Genomic DNA, 19,875 nt, shown 5'->3' with positions numbered 1-19,875 from the left:
TCCTGCTAATCGCGTCATCGTTATTGTTCGTAGCCTTCACGGCCATGGAAAGCGTCGGCTGTTTTAAAGCCCTGTCGCCCAGAATGCCGGGGCACTGGCGCAGGCGGTTCTGATCAGTTCGACGGCCTTGTCGACATCCTCGGCGGTGGTAAACCGCCCGAGGCTCAAGCGAATGGTGCGCGCCGCCAGCCGCGCATCGTGGCCGAGCGCGAGCAGCACGTGGGACGGCGCGTTGCTTGCGGAATTACACGCCGACGTCGCGGAAAACGCGATCGAATGGCTCAACGCAGTACTGTTGAACTCGCCCTCGCTGAAGGTCAGGCTTAGGGTGTGCGGAATACGTTGCGAGGCACTGCCATTGAGGCGCACGCCGGGCAAACTCAAAAGCTGTTCGAGCAAACGTTCGCGCAAAGCGACGATGGCTTTTTTCTCTTCATCGAATGCGTCGGCGGCCAGAGCGAATGCTGCGCCCATACCGGCAATCTGATGAGTCGCCAGGGTTCCGGAGCGCAAGCCGCCTTCGTGACCGCCGCCATGGATCTGCGCCTGCAAGCGTTGCTGCGCGTGCGGACCGACATACAAGGCGCCGATGCCCTTGGGGCCGTAGAGTTTGTGTGCGGAAAACGACATCAGGTCAACCGCCAGGCGGCTCAGATCGATCGCGACTTTGCCAGCGCCCTGCGCGGCGTCGACATGGAATAGCGCCTGCCGACTGCGCACCACCTCACCAATCGCCTCGACATCGTTGACCGTGCCCAGCTCGTTGTTGACCAGCATCAGCGACACCAGAAACGTGTCGTCGCGCATCGCTTCACTGACCGCTTGCGGTGTGATCAAGCCTTCAGCGTCCGGCACCAGATAAGTCACGGCAATGCCCGAATCCTGCAATTGTCGGGCGGTGTCGAGAATGGCCTTGTGTTCGATCTGGCTGGTAATGATGTGCCCGCCGGAAACGCCACGGGCCTGGGCGACGCCTTTGAGGGCAAGATTGTTGGATTCGGTGGCACCGGAGGTCCAGACGATCTGCTCAGGCTGCGCGCCGACCAGATCGGCGACTTGCCGACGTGCCTGCTCGACCGTCTGCCGGGCCTGCTGGCCGAAGGCGTGGGAGCTGGAAGCCGGGTTACCGAAGTTACCGTGAAAACCCAGACATTCGGTCATCACCCTGATGACCCGCTCGTCCACCGGGGTGGTGGCGGCGTAATCGAAATACAACGGACGTGTGTTCATAAAGGACTCGCAGAGCGTGTTCCGGGATCAGGAGGCTCGTGTCTGCAAACGACGATGCACAGCCTCGTGAGCTGTGCATGGGTTCGAGAGCGTCATCAATACCTGATCGGATGCCGTTAAAGAAGTAGGGCTTCATTTAAAAGTGCGTAGGAACGCTCCTGAAACCGAGCTTAACAGGCATCGGGCCGGCGATTGAAGCAATGCGTCAGTGAAAGCTTTCGAGAAGTAACGGATACAGCGAAATTACCAGTAGCGCCGCCATGCCCCAATTGAACACGCGCAACCACCGCGGATCCTTGAGTACATTGCGCAACAGCGTGCCGCACGCGGCCCACAGGCCAACACTTGGAAGGTTGATGATGGCGAATACCGCCGCGATGACCACCACATTGTAGAAATAGCCCTGCATCGGCGTGTACGTGCTGATGGCACCGATGGCCATGATCCACGCCTTGGGATTGACCCACTGAAACGCGGCGGCGCCCAGATAGCTGATCGGTTTCGCCTGGCCGTCGGCACCGTCGCCGACCGGGCCGGAGTGGGCGATCTTCCACGCCAGGTAGAGCAAATAGGCGGCGCCGACATAACGCAGCACCGTATAAAGAATCGGGTAGGCCTGAAACACCGCGCCCAGGCCGAAGCCCACCGCCACCACCAACAGGAAGAAGCCGCAGCTGATGCCGAGCATGTGCGGAATGGTGCGGTTGAAGCCGAAATTCACTCCGGATGCCAACAACATGGTGTTGTTCGGCCCCGGTGTGATCGAGGTGACAAGGGCAAACAGGGCAAAGCCCAACAGCAGATCAAGCGAGAGGTTCATCGAGGCAGTCCATCCAGGGTCATTCAGGTGTTGACCCTATCCCACGGCGTCCGGCAAACCCACGGACAGTTAGGGAAAACTTCAAGCAGTACAGTTTGCTTTCAGCTAGGACGTCCGTGCAGCTGTACGGCACGCTCGGCGCTCATCTCACCCTGCTGGTCAAAACCGAAAGTCTTCTGCGGCTGGCCGAGCAACTGGGCTTTTTTTGCGTGGTATTCGTCGAACGACAGGCCGCTGCGGTTCAGCGCTTCCAGTGCCAGTTCGCGGGATTCTTCAGCGGTGTAAGGGCGCAGCTCTGGCGAAACGTGGCTGGCACAGCCAGCGAGTACGGAAACAGCGAGCATCAGCGAAACAGTCAGTAAACGGTTCATGGGGGCGTCCTAGCGAGCAATGTGGGGTCGATGGAGAAAGGCTACGCCCAGGCACGCTCGCGCAGAAATCAACGCTCTCAATAGTGGCTATCAGGTTTGCGCTAATCCTGGCTAACCCGGCAGACGGCAATGCAGCGCATCGTCGTGGCTGCGGGCAATGCTGCTGTGTACCTGGAAGGAATTGAAGGTCACGGTTTTCGCGCGATGAGTGCGGATCAGTTGCCAGAAATCCTGCTCACCGTTTTCGAAACTGTGAAATGCCGCCTCCCCCGCCTCGCGGCTTTGCCATTGCAGAAAGCTCAACACGCGTCGGCCGTCGTCGCTGGCCTGCACGCTGGCACTGAGAAAACCGTCGTAACGCTGAGCCAGACGCTCGGTCTGCATCGCCAATGCCGAAACCAGCGCGGCTTGCTGACGCGGTTCGATCTCGAACTCGATCAATTGGGTAAAGCTGCGATTGCTCATGGAAAGCCCCCACTCATCTTGAAGCGAGCCTTGCGACCCGAAGAGCTGCAGGGTAAAACCTCAAGTTAAGTCAAGGTCAAGAGCATTTTCCCCATGATCAGCAAAGACCAGGTGCATAAACCTCTTACCGTCGGCGAAGTTGCCGCGCGCAGTGGCGTCGCGGTCACCGCGCTGCATTTTTACGAAGCCAAAGGCTTGATCAAAAGTGAACGCAACGCCGGTAACCAGCGCCGCTATCCCCGTGCCGTGTTGCGCCGGGTAGCATTGATCAAAGTCGCGCAACGACTAGGGATACCGCTGGCGGAAATCGGCGAAGCGCTTAAGATCCTGCCGCAGGATCGCGCGCCGTCGGCGGCGGACTGGAAAATGCTGTCCGAACAATGGCAGCGCGAACTCGACGAACGAATCAAGCAACTGACGCTAATGCGCGATCAGCTCACCGGTTGCATCGGCTGTGGCTGTCTGTCCATGGAGGCGTGTCCATTGCGCAATAAGGGTGACGTGCTCGGTGACCGAGGCCCAGGCCCGCACTTTCGCGATGCGTGATGCGCGCTGCTCGTCGGCAGAAAACCTGCGCTGCGAGGACGGTTCTATAGTGATTGCTCCGGACAAATCCGGAGCAACCCCATCTGTTGAAAACAAAAACAGGGAGAACGTCATGAGCGTCAAACCCATTCCTGAGGGGTATCACAGCATTACCCCGTATCTCGGCATCCAACAGGCCGCCGAGGCCATCGATTTCTACAAGAAAGCCTTCAATGCCAGCGAAGTCATGCGTCTGACCATGCCCGACGGCAATATCGGCCACGCCGAACTGCGCATCGGTGACAGCGCGATCATGCTCGGCACACCTTGCGACCAAGGGCCGTTGAGCAATCCGCAGCAGGCGGTTTCGATCGGTTTGCACCTGTACGTGCCCGATGTCGATCAGGCCTTTCAACAAGCACTGGATGCCGGCGCGCAAAGCGTCTCCGAGGTCAAAGACCAGTTCTACGGCGACCGCAGCGGGACTTTGAGAGATCCGTTCGGCCATTTATGGTTTCTCGCCACCCACAAGGAAGACCTGAGCGAAGAGCAGATTCGCCAACGAGCGATGGAAATGTTCAACCAAAACTAAAGCCTTGTTGCCGGAACCGACCGACAAAACGCTGTGCCGATGTAATTGCGAAACATTTGCTTTCATATCCGCTTTCGGGATTTTCTTCGCTCATACGTCTTATAGGAATGCAGGCCGTTCGCGTAGGCAAAAGCCACGAACGGCCTCCCGGGGAGTTCCGTGCTGCGAAGCCCGTAGCCCGGCCCCTTCCACCGCTATCAAGACGCGCAATCATGTCGAAGAAATCCCGTTCCAAACTGTGGTTCCTGGTGCATAGCTGGCTGGCATTGCCGATCTGGTTCTTTGTGCTGATCGTCTGTGTCACCGGCACGCTGGCGGTAGTCAGCCAGGAAATCGTCTGGCTGGCCAACCCGCAAATGCGCGCCAGCCAGCCGTCGGACGACGCGCCGCGCCTGAGCTACGACCAGATTCTCGCCGCGATCAAACAAGCCGAGCCGCAAACCCTGGTGCAGAGCATCAATCGTCCGGACGAGTCGCACTTTGCCCTCGACGTCGAAGTCAGCTACCCCGACGGGCGTTCGTTGACGGTCTATGTCAATCCGTACACCGGCGTCATTCAGGGCACCGCGCCGGCCTTCGATTTCAAGGCCTTCACCCGCGCCCTGCACGGCTGGTGGCTGGTGCCGTTCACCAATGGCTACAGCTGGGGCTGGTATCTGGTGTCATTGCTCGGCGTGCCGATGCTGGTTTCGCTGATTACCGGGCTGGTGGTCTACAAGCGCTTCTGGAAAGGTTTTCTGCGCCCGACCCTACGCGTACGCCATGGCGCGCGGATCTTTTGGGGCGACTTCCATCGCCTGTGCGGCATCTGGTCGATCTGGTTCATTGCGGTGATTTCCATCACCGGCATCTGGTTCCTGATCAAGGCATTCCTGTTCGATAACCAGATTTCCATTTCCAGCGAACCGATCATTCCGGCGATGTCCCGGGAAAGCGTGCCGATCTCCGCCGCCGGCACTCCGCCACCGCGGATCAGCCTGGACCGCGCCATCGAAATCGCCCAGCAGAAAATTCCGGGGCTGGAAGCCAGCTACGTCAACCTGCCGGGCAATGCCTACTCGCACATGAGCGTCAGCGGTCGCGGCTGGTATCCGCTGATGTACCAGACCGCGACACTCAACCCATACAACGGCGAAATGGCCTCATCACGCTTGCTGTCCGACCGGTCCTCGCTGGAATTCGTTACCGAATCCATGCGCCCGCTGCACACCGGTGACTTCGGTGGCATCTGGATCAAATTGATCTGGTTCTTCTTCGGTCTGTTGCTGAGCATGATGATCCTCAGCGGCCTGCTGATCTGGACCAAACGCACCGCGCTGGCCACCGCCAATGCACTGAAGCGCGAGGACAAGAAAAACCGTGTCTCCGCCCAACCAGCGATGCGCCGTGAACCTTCGGAGGCCAGCCTGTGAACAAAGCCATCTCGGTCACACCGCCGTCTCGCCTGTCGCGTTTCTGGCACAAGTGGCGCTTCCACATCAATGTTCTGTTGTTGCTGATCCCTTTGGGGTTCATGCCGAAATACTTTGCCGATGCCTCGCTTTTTCGCGGCGACAGTGGCTTGGGCCAACGGGAAATAGGCACCGTTCAGGTCGGCCCGTGGAGCCTGCGCCTGGCCGAGCTGCGCGAAGAAGCGCCGCACCTGAGCGGCCCGGCTGGCTATATGAAGGATTTCACTGCTGCCGTCTGCGATACCTGCGTCGAACAGGTCAAGGCCACTTACCTGCGCATCGGCAAACCGCGCAGCCTGCGTGCCGCCGGCACGATCTTCTTCGGCACCCCTTACCGCATGGGCACGCAGATGCCGATCCCGGCGAAAACCAAACCTGACGCCGAGCTGTGGATCACCATGGAAGGCTGGGACGGCAGTATGCACCAGGCCGCGATTCCCCTGAGCCAAGCCTCCCCCGCCACCGTTGCCTGGCTGAACAAACAAGGAGCCAAACCATGACTCGCTCGCCACTCCACCCGCGCTTGCTGGCAAGTGCCGCGCTGCTGGTGCTGAGCGCCGGTTTCAGTGCCGGCGCTCTGGCGCACAACCCGATGTGCGAATGCAAAGCCATCGATGCCGAACAGATCAAATGCACCGGCGGTTTCTCCGATGGCAGCGGCGCGCCGGGCGTGACCCTCGACGTGATCGGCTACGACGAAACCATTCTGGTGCCGGGCAAACTGGGCGAAGACTCGACCCTGACGTTCAAGAAGCCCGGCAGCGAGTTCTATGTGCTGTTCGACGCTGGCCCCGGCCACGTTGTGGAAATCGACCAGGCGGATATCGAAGCCCCATGAGTACCCCGACAACTCAAGTGGTACGCCCGGCCGGCGCCGGCCATGAAACCCTCAACGTGCTGCTGTTGTGTCTGTTGATCCTCGCGGTCGCCGGTTCGGTGGTGGCGTGGCGCGGGGTTTCCCATGAGCCGGAGCCCGTCGCGAGCAACCAGTACGACGCCCGCCGCGACCTCAGCGCCGCCGAGCAAGGCATCTATGCCGACCTGCGGGTGACCCTCGACGAAATCCGCTTGCTGCGCGAAGAGCAAAAAGCCCTGCCGACCCCACAGGTGCTGGCCGAAGAAGGTTTCGCGCCGTTCGCACAGGATGCCAGTTCGGTCAGCCGTGGCGGTCATGCATGGCATATGCTCGCCGACCGCGCCTACTTCGGTCGCAGCGCGACGCCTGATGTCGCCGGGTCATTTCTCATGCGCGTCGGTGCCGATGCCAACGCTGCGCCGGACATCTGGCTGAACCGCAGCGCCGACCTCGTGCCTGCGCAGGATCTGTCCGATGCCGCGCTGTCCGCCGCTGGCTGGAAACAGATCGTCGCGCAATTCGATGCCGGGGTTACCCGCGAACATCGCCATTGATTCCTCGCCTTTATCCGAGAGAAGACTGCTTGCCCATGTCCATTTCATCTCCTCGCCGTCCATTGTTACGCCTGTTTCTGCTAGGCCTGTGCGCCTGCCTGCTGAGCCCACTGGCCAACGCCGAACAGGGCAAACGCCTGCGCATCGGCATCACCCTGCATCCGTATTACAGCTATGTCGCGAACATCGTCGGCGACAAGGCTGAAGTGGTGCCGTTGATTCCCGCCGGTTTCAACCCGCACGCCTATGAGCCACGAGCCGAAGACATCAAGCGCATCAGTGGTCTGGATGTGATCGTGCTCAACGGCGTCGGCCATGACGACTTCGCCGATCGCATGATCGCCGCCAGCGAAACGCCCAACGTCAAAACCATCGAAGCCAACGAGAATGTGCCGTTGCTGGCCGCTACCGGTGTCGCTGCGCGCGGCGCCGGCAAAGTGGTCAACCCGCACACGTTCCTGTCGATCAGCGCCTCCATCGCCCAGGTCAACAACATCGCCCGCGAGCTGGGCAAGATCGATCCGGACAATGCCAAGACCTACACCCAGAACGCCCGCGCCTATGGCAAACGCCTGCGGCAGATGCGCGCCGACGCTTTGGCCAAACTGACCCAGGCACCGAACGCCGAACTGCGTGTGGCCACGGTGCACGCGGCTTACGACTATCTGCTGCGTGAATTCGGTCTGGAAGTGACGGCCGTGGTCGAGCCCGCCCACGGCATCGAGCCAAGCCCAAGTCAGCTGAAAAAAACCATCGACCAGCTGCGCGAGCTCGACGTGAAAGTGATCTTCTCGGAAATGGATTTCCCCTCCAGCTACGTCGATACCATCCAGCGCGAATCCGGGGTGAAGCTGTACCCGCTGTCGCACATTTCCTACGGCGAATACACCGCCGACAAGTACGAAAAGGAAATGACCGGCAACCTCAACACCGTGGTTCGGGCGATTCAGGAGTCGGGGGCATGACGTCGAAAGAAACCCTCGCCCCAGAAAACACCGAGTCCCCTGTAGGAGTGAGCCTGCTCGCGATGGCGTCCGCTCAGCCAACATCTTCATTGGATGAAACTCCGCTATCGCGAGCAGGCTCACTCCTACAGGTTACGGGGCCATCGCTGGAGTTTGCGGAAGTCAGCCTGACGCTGGGGCGTACGACGATTCTCGACAAGGTCAGCTTCCAGGTGCAGCCCGGCAGCGTGCATGCGCTGGTCGGCCCCAACGGCGGTGGCAAGAGTTCGCTGATCAAGACGCTGCTGGGGCAGATGCCGCATCAGGGCCAGCTCAGCCTGCACTGGCCCGGCGAGCCCGGCACCATTGGTTACGTGCCGCAAGCGCTGGAGTTCGATCGCGGTTTGCCGATGACCGTCGACGATTTCATGGCCGCCATGTGCCAGCGCCGGCCGGCCTTTCTCGGTTTGAGCAAACACTACGCCGGTGCCATCGGCGAGGCGCTGGAGCGTGTCGGCATGCGCGACAAGCGCAAGCGGCGCATGGGCGCGCTGTCCGGCGGTGAGCGGCAGCGGGTGCTGCTCGCGCAGGGCCTGATTCCGCCGCCGCAATTGCTGGTGCTCGACGAGCCGATGTCGGCCCTCGATGAGGCCGGGATTCAGGTGTTCGAACGTCTGCTCACTGACTGGCGCGCAGCGGGCATCACCGTGCTGTGGATCGAACATGATCTGGAAGCGGTGGGTCGGTTGGCCGATCGAGTGACCGGCCTCAACCGCCGCGTACTGTTCGATGCCACACCGCAACAGGCGCTGACGCCGGAACGTCTGCTGACGCTGTTTTCCACCCATCCACGGAGCGCTGTGTGATGAGTTACGAAGCCTTTCGTTTGATGGTCCAGGGTTGGGCATCTTCGGGTTATCTGCCGGAAGCGCTGGCCTACGGATTTGTGGTCAACGCCCTGCTCGCCGGTCTGCTGATCGGCCCGGTGCTCGGTGGGCTCGGCACGCTGGTGGTGGTCAAGCGCTTCGCGTTCTTCTCCGAAGCGGTCGGCCATGCGGCACTGACCGGGGTGGCCATCGGCATTCTGCTCGGCGAACCCTACACCGGCCCGTACGGCAGCCTGTTCGGCTACTGCCTGCTGTTCGGCATCCTGCTCAATTACCTGCGCAACCGTACCGGGCTGGCACCGGATACGCTGATCGGCGTGTTCCTCTCGGTGTCGCTGGCACTCGGCGCGAGCCTGCTGCTGATCCTCGCCGGCAAGATCAACGTGCACATTCTGGAAAACGTGCTGTTCGGTTCGGTACTGACCGTCAACGGCAATGATCTGGCGGTGCTGGCGATCGTCGGGTCGCTGGTCATGGCCCTCGCCCTGCCGCTGTACAACCGCATCATGCTCGCCAGTTTCAATCCGCAACTGGCTGCGGTGCGTGGCGTAGCGGTCAAGACGCTGGATTACCTGTTCGTGATCCTGGTGACCTTGATCACCGTCGCGGCGGTAAAAGTCATCGGTGCAATTCTGGTCGGCGCCTTGCTGGTGATTCCGGCGGCGGCGGCACGCTTGCTCAGCCAGTCGCTCAAAGGATTTTTCTGGTGTTCGGTGCTGATCGCTACCGTCAGCACGCTGTGCGGGATTCTTGCGCCGATCGTGTTCGACCTGCCGATTCCATCCGGCGCCGCGATCATTCTGGTCGCCGGCATCGCTTTCGCCCTCGCCGCCATCGCGCGCGGCGTTGTCCCCAGCCTGAAAGGGAACCTTGGATAAATGGCTTTTTCATTGCGAAACCTGACTCTGGCAATGGCCCTGTGTGGCGTGGTCTGTACGCCGTTGATGGCTGCTGAAAATGCAAAACCCTTGCGCGTTCTGGCCTCGTTGCCGATTACCTTCGGCCTCGGCGAAGCGCTGCTCAAAGGCACGGACGTCAAGCTCGAACGCGCAGCCCCGGCCAACCTGCCCGGCAGCCGCCAGACTGCGTATTTCACCGGCCGTGGCGCTCCGGCCCTGAGCAAACTGGCCACCGACGCGGACGCGGTGATCGGTCTGCGTTCGCTGTGGGCCGATGATCCGCTGTACCCGATCGCTCGGCGCAGCAACATCCGTATCGTCGAAGTCGACGCTGCCCGCCCGGTCGACGGCGCCCTGCCCGGCATCGCCGTGCAGCCGGGCGTGCAGGTTGATGGCCTGAACAGTCAGCCATGGCTGGCGAGCAACAACATGGGGCGCATGGCGGATGTGATGGCGGCGGACCTGGTGCGCCTGGCACCGAGCGCCAAGCCTGCGATCGAAGCCAATCTGGCGGCGTTGAAACAGCGTCTGCTGAAACTCAGCGCGGACACCGAAGCGCGTCTGGCCGAGGCGGACAATCTGAGTGTGATGAGCCTGAGCGATCACTTCGGCTATCTGATTGGCAGCCTCAACCTTGAACTGGCGGGACAGGATGCGCGTCCTGATGCCGAGTGGACGCCTGAAGCACTGAAGAAGCTGACAGCGACGCTCAAGGACAACGACGTAGCGGTGGTGCTGCACCATCGCCAGCCAGCCGAACCGGTGAAAGCGGCGATTGCCGAATCCGGCAGCCGACTGGTGGTGTTGAGTACTGATGCGGCGGATCCGCTGGCGGAGCTGGAAGGCAATGTGGATTTGTTGCTCAAGGGGCTGAGCGGAGCGTAATTTCAGGCACGACCGCGTTATCGTTTATCGCGAGCGGGCTCACTCCTACAGGGGATCGCATTTCAACTGTAGGAGTGAGCCCGCTCGCGAAGAGGCCAGCACTGACAGCGCCACTCTCCAGACATGAAAACACCCGCCGACCCTCATTGGTCCAGCGGGTTTTTTCTGCCCGGTCGCTTATTGCGCCGCGACTTGCGCATCCATCTTCTGACGCAGACTCAACGGGCGCATGTCGGTCCAGACTTCTTCGATGTAGGCCAGGCATTCCTTTTTCAGGCCGCTCTTGCCCACGGTGCGCCAGCCTTCTGGCACGGCTTTGTAATCGGGCCAGATCGAGTATTGCTCTTCGTGGTTGACCACGACCTGAAAGAGGATGTCCTCGCGGTCGAATACTGACGTCATGCTGGTTCTCCATCGTTGTAAGGTCGGCTGTACAACGAGTGCAGCCGGGGTATGTAGAAAGAACGTTCGCCGCGCGGAAAAATTTACAGTGCGGCGGTGGCAGCGACCAAAGCGCGACCGAAAATCTCCGCGACGCGGTCGATTTCCGCAGCGGTAATCACCAACGGTGGCAGGAAACGCACCACTGCGCCATGGCGGCCGCCCAGCTCCAGAATCAGGCCGCGCTTGAGGCATTCACGCTGAACCAGCGGCGCCAGACGTGCGAATGCCGGCGGGTGACCGAGCGCGTCGGGTAGGCCGCTCGGGTCGACCAGTTCGACGCCGAGCATCAGGCCGCGCCCGCGGACGTCGCCCAGTTGCGGGAAGTCGCGTTGCAGAATGCGCAGATGCTCGCTGAGTCGATCCCCCATGGCGGCGGCGTGTTCGCAGACCTTGTGCTCTACCAGATAGCGCATCACCGCTGAACCGGCGGCCATGGCCATCTGATTGCCACGGAACGTGCCGGCATGGGCGCCCGGTTGCCAGGTGTCGAGCCAGTCGCGGTAAACCACCACCGCCAACGGCAGGCTGCCGCCGATGGCTTTGGACAACACCACCACATCCGGAACGATGCCCGCGTGTTCGAAGGCGAACATCTTGCCCGTGCGGGCGAAGCCGCTCTGGATCTCATCGACAATCAGCGCCACACCGGCCTTCTCGGTGATCCGGCGCAAACCGCGCAGCCACTCGATATCAGCGGGTATCACCCCGCCTTCGCCCTGCACCGCCTCGACAATCACCGCTGCCGGCAACTGCACGCCAGCCTCGGGATCGCTCAACAGGTTTTCCAGATAGCTCAGATTGGCTTTGACGCCCGCCGCGCCGCCGAGGCCGAACGGGCAACGATAGTCGTAGGGGAACGGCATGAATTGCACGCCATTGCTGAGCAAGGCACCCAGTGGTTTTTTTGGTCCCAGGCTGCCCATCAGGCTCAACGCGCCCTGACTCATGCCGTGATAACCGCCGGAAAAGGACAGCACGGTGCTGCGCCCGGTGGCGGTGCGTACCAGTTTCAGCGCTGCCTCCACGGCGTCGGTGCCGGTCGGGCCGCAGAACTGGATTTTCGCCTGCGCCGCCAGTTCCGTCGGCAGCAAGCCGAACAGATCCTGGACGAATTGATCCTTGACCGGCGTGGTCAGGTCGAGGGTGTGCAGCGGCAATTCATCGGCGAGCACCTGCTGGATTGCCTCGATCACTACCGGGTGGTTATGCCCCAGCGCCAGCGTGCCGGCCCCGGCCAGGCAGTCGATGAATGTGCGCCCCTCGACATCCTCGACATACAGGCCCTTGGCACGCTTGAGCGCCAGTGGAATACGCCGAGGGTAGCTGCGTGCATTGGACTCCTGCTGGCTCTGGCGCGCCAGCAACGGTGATTCGTGGAATTCGTACAACGTCTCCGCTGGTGCCGAGGCGACCCGGGCCGACGATTCTTCGATAAGGCTGGTGGCGACTGACATCTCTCGACCCCTCAATTCGCTATGGATAGTGACCAAAACAGCACACCAACAGGTGCGCGTTCCGGTGGCGGGGCGCACTTGCAGGTTTTCCTGTTCTGGAAACGCTTCAGCGCGGCGCGGATTTACACCCTTGATCGAGTTGTCGGGCCGGTGCGGACAAAGGTTTGTGCAGCGGCACGGTCTGCAAGCCGTCGCAGATGCCAGATGGCGCCGCTTGTTGATAACCCAGATGCCGATAGAACGGCTCGGCGGTGCGGGAACTGTAGAGGTGAACATGCTGCACACCACGAATGCGCAACCAGCCTTCAAGATCCTGCATCAGCGCCCGTCCGACGCCCCGGCGAAAGGATTCCGGCTGCACGTAACACAGGGAAATCTCGCCGCTGGCCTGGGCCATGCCGACACCGACCGGTTTGTCCGCCAGTAAAGCCAGACATAAATGGAAGTGGGGGTCAGCGAGTCGGGCGCTGATGAAGTCAGCGGATTGCTGAGCGATCCAGGTGCCGACCCGTGGCGGATCGTTACGGTGGTCGAGCGCGCAACCGATGCGGATGGAACGCTCGATAATGCGGCTGATGATGCCAGCGTCGGCCAATCGGGCCGGACGAATGCAGATGGGTGCTTCCATGGCGCAGTTCCCTCAATCCATTGAGTCAAGCTGCGTTGACCTTAGCCCCGGCCCTGCCGGATAGCGAACGGCGAGAAGTTACATTTCATGTGGCAGAACATGTTCCCTTGTGGGAGCGAGCCTGCTCGCGAAAGCGTCAGGCCAGTCAACGTCGATGTTGAATGACTTACCGCATTCGCGAGCAGGCTCGCTTCCACAGGGATCTGGGGTGCGGTCAGAGGGCTTGCAACGGCATGGTCAGTTCGACCCGCAAGCCATCCGGGCGGCTGTCGAAATGCAGGGCGCAGTCGCAGCGCTGAACAATCGCCTGAACAATCGCCAGACCCAGCCCGCAACCGGTGCTCTGGCCGTTGCGCCAGAAGCGCTGAGTCAGATGCTGCAAGTCATCCGGCGCAATGCCCGGCCCATGGTCGCGCACGACAAAGCGCACACGGTTGCCGATGCTTTCGAGATTGACCTCGACCGCACAATCTTCAGGCGTATGGCGCAGAGCGTTGTCGAGCAGGTTGCGCAGCGCAGCAATCGCCAGCACTGCAGGCATTTGCAGCGGCGCGGCGGACAGCTCGTCCGGCACGTGCAGTTTGATCCGCAGCCGTTCACCGCCCGTGGCGTCCTGAATCGCCAGCCTGGCCACTTGCTCGGCGCTGCATTGCGAGCCGTCATCGAATGACAGACTGCCTTCGACCCGCGCCAGCAACAGCAACTGTTCAAGGGTGCGGTGCAGGCGATCGGCACCCTCCTCGGCGCGGGCCAGCGATTGATCGCGGGCGCTGCCATCGGTCATGCGCGCGACTTGCAGGTGGGTCTTGATCGCCGTCAGCGGACTGCGCAATTCGTGCGCGGCGTCGCCGGTCAGACGACGTTCACGTTCGATGGTCTTGCCGATGCGCTGGAACAACTGGTTCTGGGTTTCCAGCAGCGGCTTCAATTCGCTGGGAAACGCCTGCAACTGCAACGGTTCAAGCGAATCGGCATTGCGCCGCATCAGCGCTTCGCGCAGACGATTCAGTGGCGCCAGGCCTTGACCGATCCCCAGCCACAGCAAGCACAGACAACCCAGCAAGGCCACGCCGACCGGTACCGAAGCGGCGAGCAGGATCGACATGTTCAACGCTTCACGCTCGATCTGCCGGTCTGCGGTAGTGATGCGCACATCGCCGCGGGCCAGGGTGAAACTGCGCCACGGTGCGCCGTCGATCATCTGATCGTGGAAGCCCATTTTTTCCGCTTCCAGCGCTTGTTCGGGATTGTTGTGGCTGCGGGCAAGAATCTCGCCGCGCAATGAGCTGACCTGACAGGCCATCCCCCCGGGAATATTCAGCTGTTCAGCGCTGAAGTGAGTGCCTTCGCCCTTGCTCGGCAGCGTCGGCAATTGCTCGAGCAGACCGGCAACCATGCGCGCCGAGGCAACCAGGCGCTGGTCGAGGGAAAACATCATCTGATTGCGCAGATCGCTGAGCATCCACGCCGCAGCCAGCGCCCAGATCAGCGCGAATGCGGCGCCGAGCGTCAGGCTCAGGCGCAGGCGCAGACTCATCACTTGCCCTGCTCCCCGCCATCGGCAGGCCCGAGACGATAGCCCAGACCGCGCACGGTTTCGACGATGCCTTTGCCAAGCTTGCTGCGCAGATGATGGATATGCACGTTCAGCGCGTTGCTTTCCAGCTCATCGTTGAAGCCATAGACGCTGTCCTTCAATTGCTCGGTGGACAAAACGCGGCCGCGGTTGTGCAGCAGCGCCTGCAACAGCGATTGCTCGCGGCGCGACAAGTCCACCGGTTGCCCGGCCAGGCGGGTTTCCCGGCTGCTCGGGTCGTAGGTGAGCGCGCCATGCTCGATCAGATTGACACTGCGCCCGGCCACTCGGCGCAACAGGGTTTGCAGGCGGGCGAACAGTTCGCGCAGGTCGAAAGGCTTGAGCAGGTAATCGTCGGCGCCGGCCTGCAAACCGTCGACACGATCCGTCACAGAATCGCGGGCGGTGAGAATCAGCACCGGAATCTCCAGGCCGCTCTGGCGCAATTGCTGGAGCAACTTGAGGCCATCTTCGTCGGGCAGGCCAAGATCGAGCACCATCACGTCGAACTCGGCGACCTTGAGCATCGCCCGCGCTTTCGACGCCGTGTTGACGTGCTCGACGGTCAGGCCCTGAGCCGTGAGCCCGGCAACGATGCCGCTGGCGATCAGCTCATCGTCTTCGCAAACCAGTACGTGCATGGTGAATCCCACAGGAAAAAAGCGGATTAGGCGGTTGGCCGATTAAGCTGACATTATGGCGCCGAACGTCACTGCGACAAGGGCATCGCGGTTAATCATCGGTTAATCGCCGCTGCCCATTGTGCACCTCAATTGCACAGGGACAAGGCTCCTCCATGCGTCATTTTTTTCTTCTGTTTGCTTTACTGATTTCCGGTCTGGCCCAGGCCGGAAACAATCCGTTCGAGTCCAAGCCGGACTTTTTACCCGTCGACAAGGCATTCGTCCTCACCTCCGAGCGTCTGGAGTCGGGGGAAACCCAGCTGTTCTGGCAGATCACCGACGGCTACTACCTGTATCAGAAACGCTTGAAGTTCGACGGACTGGCCGCCGACCAGCAGCCGGTGCTGCCTGAAGGCGAACCCCACAGCGATGAGTTCTTCGGCGAGCAGCCGGTGTATCGCCAAGGCCTGGAAGTGAAGATCCCGGCGGCGGCCAGTGGTCAGATCAAAGTCAGTTATCAGGGCTGCGCCGATGCAGGTCTGTGTTATCCACCGCAAACCCAGGTGATTGACCTGGGCGGCAAAGCCGCAGCGACAACTGGCGGGGAAGCGCCGGATCAGGCCTTGGCCAGCAGCTTGCAACAACGGGCGCTGGGCTGGAGTCTGCTGGTGTTCTTCGGTCTCGGCCTGCTGTTGGCGTTTACCCCGTGCTCACTGCCAATGCTGCCGATTCTGGCCGGGATGATCGTCGGCAGTGGCGCCACACCACGGCGCGGCTTCGCCCTGGCCAGCAGCTATGTGATCTGCATGGCGCTGGTGTATGCGGCGATGGGTGTGATTGCCGCTCTGCTCGGTGCGAACCTGCAGGCGTGGTTGCAGAATCCCTGGCTGCTCGGTGCGTTCGCGGCGATTTTCGTGGTGCTGGCATTGCCGATGTTCGGCTTCTTCGAGCTGCAGTTGCCGGTGGCGCTGCGTGATCGACTTGAACACGCTTCACGCAGCCGCAGCGGCGGCAGCCTGATCGGCGCCGGTGTGCTCGGTGCATTGTCCGGTCTGCTGGTCGGGCCGTGCATGACCGCGCCACTGGCCGGCGCGTTGCTGTACATCGCGCAAAGCGGTAACGCGTTGCACGGCGGTCTGATTCTGTTTGCGCTGGGCATCGGCATCGGTGTGCCGCTGTTGCTGCTGGTCACCGTGGGCAATCGATTACTGCCCAAACCAGGGGCGTGGATGAACCTGCTCAAGGGCATATTCGGCTTTCTCTTTCTCGCAACCGCATTGCTGATGCTGCGCCCGGTACTGGATCCGTCGTTGTGGCTGGGTCTGTGTGGCGCGCTGCTGCTGATTGCGGCTTACAGCGCCTGGAAACAGTCCGAAGGATTTGGCCGCGTCGCGCAGATGTTCGGCGCCCTGTCCCTGCTGCTCGGTTTGTGGGGCAGCTTGCTGGTGATCGGTGCGGCTGGCGGCAGTGATGATCCGTACCAGCCATTGCAGGTTTACAGCGCCGGCCGGGTCGCCAGCGCCGCACCAAGCGGTCATGACGCCTTCACCACCATCAAGGAACCGGCCGCCCTGCAACGTGAACTCGACGCCGCCAAGGCCCAAGGCCAGTGGGTACTGCTCGATTACTACGCCGACTGGTGCGTGTCGTGCAAAGTCATGGAGAAGAAGGTATTCGGCGAGGCCAAGGTCATGCAGGCATTGAGCGACGTGCGCCTGCTGCGCCTGGATGTGACCGCCGACAACGCCGCCAGCCGCGAGCTGCTCGGTCGCTATAAAGTGCCCGGGCCGCCGACTTTCATCTGGGTCGGTACTGACGGTGAAGAACGCCGCAGCCAGCGCATCACCGGCGAGGTCGATGCCGACACGTTCCTGCAACGCTGGTCCACTACCCGAGACGCCAACTGATGCTGACGTTCACCCTCGGCACTTTTGCCATCGCGCTCAACCACCTGCTGCTGATCAGTGCGCTGGCACTGGCGACATTTGTCGGCTGGCGGGTAGCCAAGCGCGGTGGCGATAACCCCGAGTCGGCGCTGTTCAGCCTGTTTTTGCTGGGCATGCTTGCGGCGCGCATTGCCTTTGTCGCGCTGTACTGGTCGCATTATCGCAATGACCCGTGGCAGATCATCGATCTGCGCGACGGTGGATTCCTCGCCTGGCCCGGGGTGATCGCTCTGCTGCTGGCGGCGTTGTATCGCGGCTGGCGTCGTCCCGGTCTGCGCCGACCGTTGGGCTTTGGTGTGGTCAGTGGCGTGGCGTTCTGGCTGCTCGCCACCCTCTCGCTGAACATCTACGAACAAGGCACACGCCTGCCGGACATTTCCCTGCGCAATGCCGCCGGGCAAACCATCAAGCTCAGTGACTATCGGGGCGGCCCGCTGGTGATCAACCTGTGGGCCACCTGGTGCCCGCCGTGCCGGCGGGAAATGCCGGTGCTGGAAAACGCCCAGCAACAGCGCCCGGATCTGACGTTTCTGTTCGTCAATCAGGCCGAAAGCATGCAAAGCGTGGCGACGTTCCTGGAAACCCAGGGCCTGAGCCTGAACAACGTGCTGTTCGACCGCAACGGCCGTCTCGGTCAGGCCGTGGGATCCATGGCGTTACCGACTACGCTGTTCTATAGCCCGGACGGTCGCTTGCTGACCAGTCACCTCGGTGAACTGTCGAACGCCAGCCTCGCCCGCGCTCTGGAAACCTTCGACACTTCACCTTCAAGCCCGAATCAGGCCGTTGCCCCGGCCAACTCTGCAAGGAAACTGCCATGCCCCGCCTCCGCCACCTGCTGACGCTGACCCTGGGCACTGCCCTGCTGCACTTGCCGTCGGTGCAGGCTGCTGAAGAACTGCCCGCGGCGATCAAAAAGATCGAAGCCAAGGGCGCGAAAATCGTCGGTCAGTTCGACGCCCCCGATGGCCTGCGCGGGTATGCCGCGCAATACCAGAATCGCGGCATGGCGCTGTACCTGACCCCGGACGGTAAACACGTGGTAGTGGGCAACCTGTACGACGCCGACGGCAAGGACCTGAGCAGCGAGCCATTGCAAAAACTGGTTTACGCGCCGATGTCCAAGGAAGTCTGGGCCAAGTTCGAGGCGAGCAACTGGATTCAGGACGGCAACAAGGATGCGCCGCGCACGGTGTACCTGTTCAGCGACCCGAACTGCCCGTACTGCAACATGTTCTGGGAGCAGGCGCGGCCATGGGTCAAGGCCGGCAAAGTGCAGTTGCGCCACATCATGGTCGGCATCATTCGTGAAGACAGCCCGGGCAAATCCGCCGCGCTGCTGGCGGCGAAAGACCCGGCCAAGGCCCTGGAAGATCACGAAAAGGCTGGCAAGGGCAGCGCGCTCAAGGCTCTCAAAGACATTCCGGTCGCCGTGCAGAGCAAACTCGCGGCGAACATGCAATTGATGGAAGACCTGGAACTGCAGGCCACTCCGGCGATTTTCTACCTGGACGACAAAGGCGAACTGCAACAACAGCAAGGCGCGCCTTCGCCGGACAAGCTAGTGAAGATTCTCGGGCCCAAGTAGTTTTTCATCGCCTGAACCGGCCCCAATCGCGAGCAGGCTCACTCCTACAGTTGACTGCATTCCTTCAGCAAGAATGCGATACCTGTAGGAGTGAGCCTGCTCGCGATTGGATCACACGGTGTGTCTGTTGCACTCGCTCAAGAAGCCAAGCAGCGCCTCAGTCACAAACCCGGGATTCTCCAGATTGGAGATATGCCCCGCCTCCGGTACCAGCACACACGGGCAACCAATCAATTCAGCCATTTCCCGGGCCTCCGAGGGTGGTCGTGGTTTGTCCTGATCGCCGCACAGCACCAACGTGGTCGCTGCGTTGAGTTCGCCCAGGCGTGGCAACAGATCGTCGCGACCAAACGTGATGCGCCCCATCGGTACGATGCTTTCGCGCAAACGCTCGGGCGAGTAGTTCTGCAGTTTTGCGCGGAAGTTCTGATACAGCGGCGACTGCGGATCGATGCCCGGGCGGAAGAAGATCGGTACGACGATGTCCAGCAGTTGTTCGGAGATGGTCCCGGTGTCTTCGATCTGCTTGAACAGCGAGAAGTAATACTGCCGGGTCGGTTCGGGCTCGACGCCGACGTAGGTGTCCATCAGCACCAGACCGTTGAGACGTTGCGGCGCGGCCAGTGCCAGGCGCGTGCCCCACATGCCGCCGACCGATAGCCCGACGAGGGTGACGCGGTCGATGTCCAGATGATCGAGCAGGGCCTGCGCCTGACGGGCGATGTCGTCCAGCGATGTGGTGCCTTCAGGTAACTTGCCGGACCCGCCATGCCCCCACAGATCCAGGGCAATGACGCGATAGTGCGGGGTCAGCGCGGCGATCTGCGGCGCCCACATCGCTTGATCCCAGAGATAACTGCCAGCGAGCAACACGGCCGGGCCGGTGCCTTGATCAATGTAGTGCAGCGCTTGTCCGTCAACCGTGAAAAAGGGCATCGACCACCTCCGGGAGAAAAGACAGAACCGGCAGACTGAGCTGCCGGTTGTTGATCGTCAAGGGTGGAAATGTACAGTCATGTACCGTTGATTTGTGTTGAATCCACCGACGCCATCGCGAGCAGGCTCACTCCTACAATTGGAATGCATTTCAACTGTAGGAGTGAGCCTGCTCGCGATGGGGCCAGTACAAACCCTAGA

23 protein-coding genes are annotated in these 19,875 nt (G+C 61.5%); 13 read left to right on the top strand and 10 right to left on the bottom strand.

Annotated elements, in window-relative coordinates; translation table 11 throughout:
* Nucleotides 1-63 precede the first annotated feature (63 nt).
* From BLU71_RS03405 to BLU71_RS03390, 4 genes are all read right to left on the bottom strand, one after another.
* Nucleotides 64-1,230: an aminotransferase class V-fold PLP-dependent enzyme gene (locus tag BLU71_RS03405; RefSeq protein WP_064361584.1), complete on the bottom strand. Its 1,167-nt coding sequence runs from the start codon at nucleotides 1,228-1,230 to the stop codon at nucleotides 64-66.
* A gap of 205 nt (nucleotides 1,231-1,435) precedes the next feature.
* Nucleotides 1,436-2,050, bottom strand: a complete 615-nt coding sequence (locus BLU71_RS03400) for a LysE family translocator (protein WP_042607820.1) — start codon at nucleotides 2,048-2,050, stop codon at nucleotides 1,436-1,438.
* Between the two features lie 101 nt (nucleotides 2,051-2,151).
* A complete protein-coding gene (locus BLU71_RS03395; protein ID WP_065616926.1) occupies nucleotides 2,152-2,421 on the bottom strand; it encodes a hypothetical protein in 270 nt (89 codons plus the stop codon).
* 111 nt (nucleotides 2,422-2,532) lie between these two features.
* Nucleotides 2,533-2,886, bottom strand: a complete 354-nt coding sequence (locus tag BLU71_RS03390; RefSeq protein WP_064361582.1) for an antibiotic biosynthesis monooxygenase — start codon at nucleotides 2,884-2,886, stop codon at nucleotides 2,533-2,535.
* Nucleotides 2,887-2,979: 93 nt separating this feature from the next.
* On the opposite strand from BLU71_RS03390, the gene soxR reads away from it, so the two are divergent.
* From soxR to BLU71_RS03340, 10 genes are all read left to right on the top strand, one after another.
* Entirely contained in the window at nucleotides 2,980-3,432 is a 453-nt protein-coding gene (soxR, locus tag BLU71_RS03385) for a redox-sensitive transcriptional activator SoxR (protein ID WP_065616925.1), read from the top strand.
* Nucleotides 3,433-3,544: 112 nt separating this feature from the next.
* Nucleotides 3,545-4,003, top strand: coding sequence for a VOC family protein (locus BLU71_RS03380; RefSeq protein ID WP_064361581.1), 459 nt, complete (start codon nucleotides 3,545-3,547; stop codon nucleotides 4,001-4,003).
* 212 nt (nucleotides 4,004-4,215) lie between these two features.
* Entirely contained in the window at nucleotides 4,216-5,415 is a 1,200-nt protein-coding gene (locus BLU71_RS03375; RefSeq protein ID WP_083352294.1) for a PepSY-associated TM helix domain-containing protein, read from the top strand.
* Nucleotides 5,412-5,954, top strand: a complete 543-nt coding sequence (locus BLU71_RS03370; protein WP_064361579.1) for a hypothetical protein — start codon at nucleotides 5,412-5,414, stop codon at nucleotides 5,952-5,954. Before BLU71_RS03375 ends, BLU71_RS03370 begins: the two co-directional genes overlap by 4 nt.
* On the top strand, nucleotides 5,951-6,292 hold the full coding sequence (locus BLU71_RS03365; RefSeq protein WP_064361578.1) for a hypothetical protein: 342 nt from the start codon (nucleotides 5,951-5,953) through the stop codon (nucleotides 6,290-6,292). The genes BLU71_RS03370 and BLU71_RS03365 overlap by 4 nt, the downstream gene beginning before the upstream one ends.
* Nucleotides 6,289-6,864: a DUF6162 family protein gene (locus tag BLU71_RS03360; RefSeq protein WP_083352293.1), complete on the top strand. Its 576-nt coding sequence runs from the start codon at nucleotides 6,289-6,291 to the stop codon at nucleotides 6,862-6,864. Before BLU71_RS03365 ends, BLU71_RS03360 begins: the two co-directional genes overlap by 4 nt.
* Before the next feature lie 35 nt (nucleotides 6,865-6,899).
* Nucleotides 6,900-7,829, top strand: coding sequence for a metal ABC transporter substrate-binding protein (locus BLU71_RS03355; RefSeq protein WP_042607829.1), 930 nt, complete (start codon nucleotides 6,900-6,902; stop codon nucleotides 7,827-7,829).
* Nucleotides 7,826-8,674, top strand: coding sequence for a metal ABC transporter ATP-binding protein (locus BLU71_RS03350; RefSeq protein WP_083352292.1), 849 nt, complete (start codon nucleotides 7,826-7,828; stop codon nucleotides 8,672-8,674). Before BLU71_RS03355 ends, BLU71_RS03350 begins: the two co-directional genes overlap by 4 nt.
* On the top strand, nucleotides 8,674-9,573 hold the full coding sequence (locus BLU71_RS03345; RefSeq protein WP_007917717.1) for a metal ABC transporter permease: 900 nt from the start codon (nucleotides 8,674-8,676) through the stop codon (nucleotides 9,571-9,573). The genes BLU71_RS03350 and BLU71_RS03345 overlap by 1 nt, the downstream gene beginning before the upstream one ends.
* Complete coding sequence (locus BLU71_RS03340) at nucleotides 9,574-10,479, top strand: metal ABC transporter substrate-binding protein (RefSeq protein ID WP_064361575.1); 906 nt, start codon at nucleotides 9,574-9,576, stop codon at nucleotides 10,477-10,479.
* A gap of 177 nt (nucleotides 10,480-10,656) precedes the next feature.
* Here the strand turns inward: BLU71_RS03340 and BLU71_RS03335 are convergent, their stop codons facing one another.
* From BLU71_RS03335 to BLU71_RS03315, 5 genes are all read right to left on the bottom strand, one after another.
* Nucleotides 10,657-10,881 carry an MbtH family protein gene (locus tag BLU71_RS03335; RefSeq protein ID WP_041478467.1) on the bottom strand — a complete coding sequence of 75 codons (225 nt, stop codon included), beginning with the start codon at nucleotides 10,879-10,881 and terminating at the stop codon, nucleotides 10,657-10,659.
* Between the two features lie 83 nt (nucleotides 10,882-10,964).
* Complete coding sequence (locus BLU71_RS03330; protein ID WP_083352291.1) at nucleotides 10,965-12,377, bottom strand: aspartate aminotransferase family protein; 1,413 nt, start codon at nucleotides 12,375-12,377, stop codon at nucleotides 10,965-10,967.
* A gap of 106 nt (nucleotides 12,378-12,483) precedes the next feature.
* On the bottom strand, nucleotides 12,484-13,005 hold the full coding sequence (locus tag BLU71_RS03325; RefSeq protein WP_083352290.1) for a GNAT family N-acetyltransferase: 522 nt from the start codon (nucleotides 13,003-13,005) through the stop codon (nucleotides 12,484-12,486).
* Between the two features lie 214 nt (nucleotides 13,006-13,219).
* Complete coding sequence (locus BLU71_RS03320) at nucleotides 13,220-14,542, bottom strand: ATP-binding protein (RefSeq protein ID WP_042607835.1); 1,323 nt, start codon at nucleotides 14,540-14,542, stop codon at nucleotides 13,220-13,222.
* Nucleotides 14,542-15,222: a response regulator gene (locus BLU71_RS03315; protein WP_042607836.1), complete on the bottom strand. Its 681-nt coding sequence runs from the start codon at nucleotides 15,220-15,222 to the stop codon at nucleotides 14,542-14,544. The genes BLU71_RS03320 and BLU71_RS03315 overlap by 1 nt, the downstream gene beginning before the upstream one ends.
* 155 nt (nucleotides 15,223-15,377) lie before the next feature.
* Here BLU71_RS03315 and dsbD point away from each other — a divergent pair, with 155 nt between their 5' ends.
* Genes dsbD through dsbG form a run of 3 tightly spaced genes read left to right on the top strand, consistent with a single transcriptional unit; the run spans nucleotide 15,378 to nucleotide 18,738 of the window.
* Complete coding sequence (gene dsbD, locus BLU71_RS03310; protein ID WP_083352289.1) at nucleotides 15,378-17,111, top strand: protein-disulfide reductase DsbD; 1,734 nt, start codon at nucleotides 15,378-15,380, stop codon at nucleotides 17,109-17,111.
* The gene (locus BLU71_RS03305) at nucleotides 17,111-17,992 is read left to right on the top strand and encodes a TlpA disulfide reductase family protein (RefSeq protein WP_083352288.1); all 882 of its coding nucleotides are present in this window, start codon (nucleotides 17,111-17,113) and stop codon (nucleotides 17,990-17,992) included. Before dsbD ends, BLU71_RS03305 begins: the two co-directional genes overlap by 1 nt.
* A complete protein-coding gene (dsbG, locus tag BLU71_RS03300) occupies nucleotides 17,968-18,738 on the top strand; it encodes a thiol:disulfide interchange protein DsbG (RefSeq protein ID WP_064361570.1) in 771 nt (256 codons plus the stop codon). The genes BLU71_RS03305 and dsbG overlap by 25 nt, the downstream gene beginning before the upstream one ends.
* Nucleotides 18,739-18,849: 111 nt before the next feature.
* Here the strand turns inward: dsbG and BLU71_RS03295 are convergent, their stop codons facing one another.
* Nucleotides 18,850-19,674, bottom strand: coding sequence for an alpha/beta fold hydrolase (locus BLU71_RS03295; RefSeq protein WP_083352287.1), 825 nt, complete (start codon nucleotides 19,672-19,674; stop codon nucleotides 18,850-18,852).
* Nucleotides 19,675-19,875 lie beyond the last annotated feature (201 nt).

Origin of the sequence: Pseudomonas moraviensis, assembly GCF_900105805.1 — a bacterium.
GTDB classification, from domain to species: domain Bacteria; phylum Pseudomonadota; class Gammaproteobacteria; order Pseudomonadales; family Pseudomonadaceae; genus Aquipseudomonas; species Aquipseudomonas moraviensis_A.
The sequence above is the reverse complement of the archived record's forward strand: the minus strand, read 5'-3'. Positions and strand labels throughout refer to the sequence as shown.

Bases quoted from the DNA above. Each gene is read 5' to 3' on its own strand.
- BLU71_RS03350 (WP_083352292.1), top strand. From the start codon at position 7,826: ATGACGTCGAAAGAAACCCTCGCCCCAGAAAACACCGAGTCCCCTGTA.
- BLU71_RS03295 (WP_083352287.1), bottom strand. From the start codon at position 19,674: ATGCCCTTTTTCACGGTTGACGGACAAGCGCTGCACTACATTGATCAA.
- BLU71_RS03315 (WP_042607836.1), bottom strand. From the start codon at position 15,222: ATGCACGTACTGGTTTGCGAAGACGATGAGCTGATCGCCAGCGGCATC.
- BLU71_RS03405 (WP_064361584.1), bottom strand. From the start codon at position 1,230: ATGAACACACGTCCGTTGTATTTCGATTACGCCGCCACCACCCCGGTG.
- BLU71_RS03380 (WP_064361581.1), top strand. From the start codon at position 3,545: ATGAGCGTCAAACCCATTCCTGAGGGGTATCACAGCATTACCCCGTAT.
- BLU71_RS03365 (WP_064361578.1), top strand. From the start codon at position 5,951: ATGACTCGCTCGCCACTCCACCCGCGCTTGCTGGCAAGTGCCGCGCTG.
- BLU71_RS03305 (WP_083352288.1), top strand. From the start codon at position 17,111: ATGCTGACGTTCACCCTCGGCACTTTTGCCATCGCGCTCAACCACCTG.
- soxR (WP_065616925.1), top strand. From the start codon at position 2,980: ATGATCAGCAAAGACCAGGTGCATAAACCTCTTACCGTCGGCGAAGTT.
- BLU71_RS03335 (WP_041478467.1), bottom strand. From the start codon at position 10,881: ATGACGTCAGTATTCGACCGCGAGGACATCCTCTTTCAGGTCGTGGTC.
- dsbG (WP_064361570.1), top strand. From the start codon at position 17,968: ATGCCCCGCCTCCGCCACCTGCTGACGCTGACCCTGGGCACTGCCCTG.
- BLU71_RS03325 (WP_083352290.1), bottom strand. From the start codon at position 13,005: ATGGAAGCACCCATCTGCATTCGTCCGGCCCGATTGGCCGACGCTGGC.
- BLU71_RS03395 (WP_065616926.1), bottom strand. From the start codon at position 2,421: ATGAACCGTTTACTGACTGTTTCGCTGATGCTCGCTGTTTCCGTACTC.
- BLU71_RS03320 (WP_042607835.1), bottom strand. From the start codon at position 14,542: ATGAGTCTGCGCCTGCGCCTGAGCCTGACGCTCGGCGCCGCATTCGCG.
- BLU71_RS03340 (WP_064361575.1), top strand. From the start codon at position 9,574: ATGGCTTTTTCATTGCGAAACCTGACTCTGGCAATGGCCCTGTGTGGC.
- BLU71_RS03400 (WP_042607820.1), bottom strand. From the start codon at position 2,050: ATGAACCTCTCGCTTGATCTGCTGTTGGGCTTTGCCCTGTTTGCCCTT.
- BLU71_RS03355 (WP_042607829.1), top strand. From the start codon at position 6,900: ATGTCCATTTCATCTCCTCGCCGTCCATTGTTACGCCTGTTTCTGCTA.
- BLU71_RS03360 (WP_083352293.1), top strand. From the start codon at position 6,289: ATGAGTACCCCGACAACTCAAGTGGTACGCCCGGCCGGCGCCGGCCAT.
- BLU71_RS03345 (WP_007917717.1), top strand. From the start codon at position 8,674: ATGAGTTACGAAGCCTTTCGTTTGATGGTCCAGGGTTGGGCATCTTCG.
- BLU71_RS03375 (WP_083352294.1), top strand. From the start codon at position 4,216: ATGTCGAAGAAATCCCGTTCCAAACTGTGGTTCCTGGTGCATAGCTGG.
- BLU71_RS03390 (WP_064361582.1), bottom strand. From the start codon at position 2,886: ATGAGCAATCGCAGCTTTACCCAATTGATCGAGTTCGAGATCGAACCG.
- BLU71_RS03330 (WP_083352291.1), bottom strand. From the start codon at position 12,377: ATGTCAGTCGCCACCAGCCTTATCGAAGAATCGTCGGCCCGGGTCGCC.
- dsbD (WP_083352289.1), top strand. From the start codon at position 15,378: ATGCGTCATTTTTTTCTTCTGTTTGCTTTACTGATTTCCGGTCTGGCC.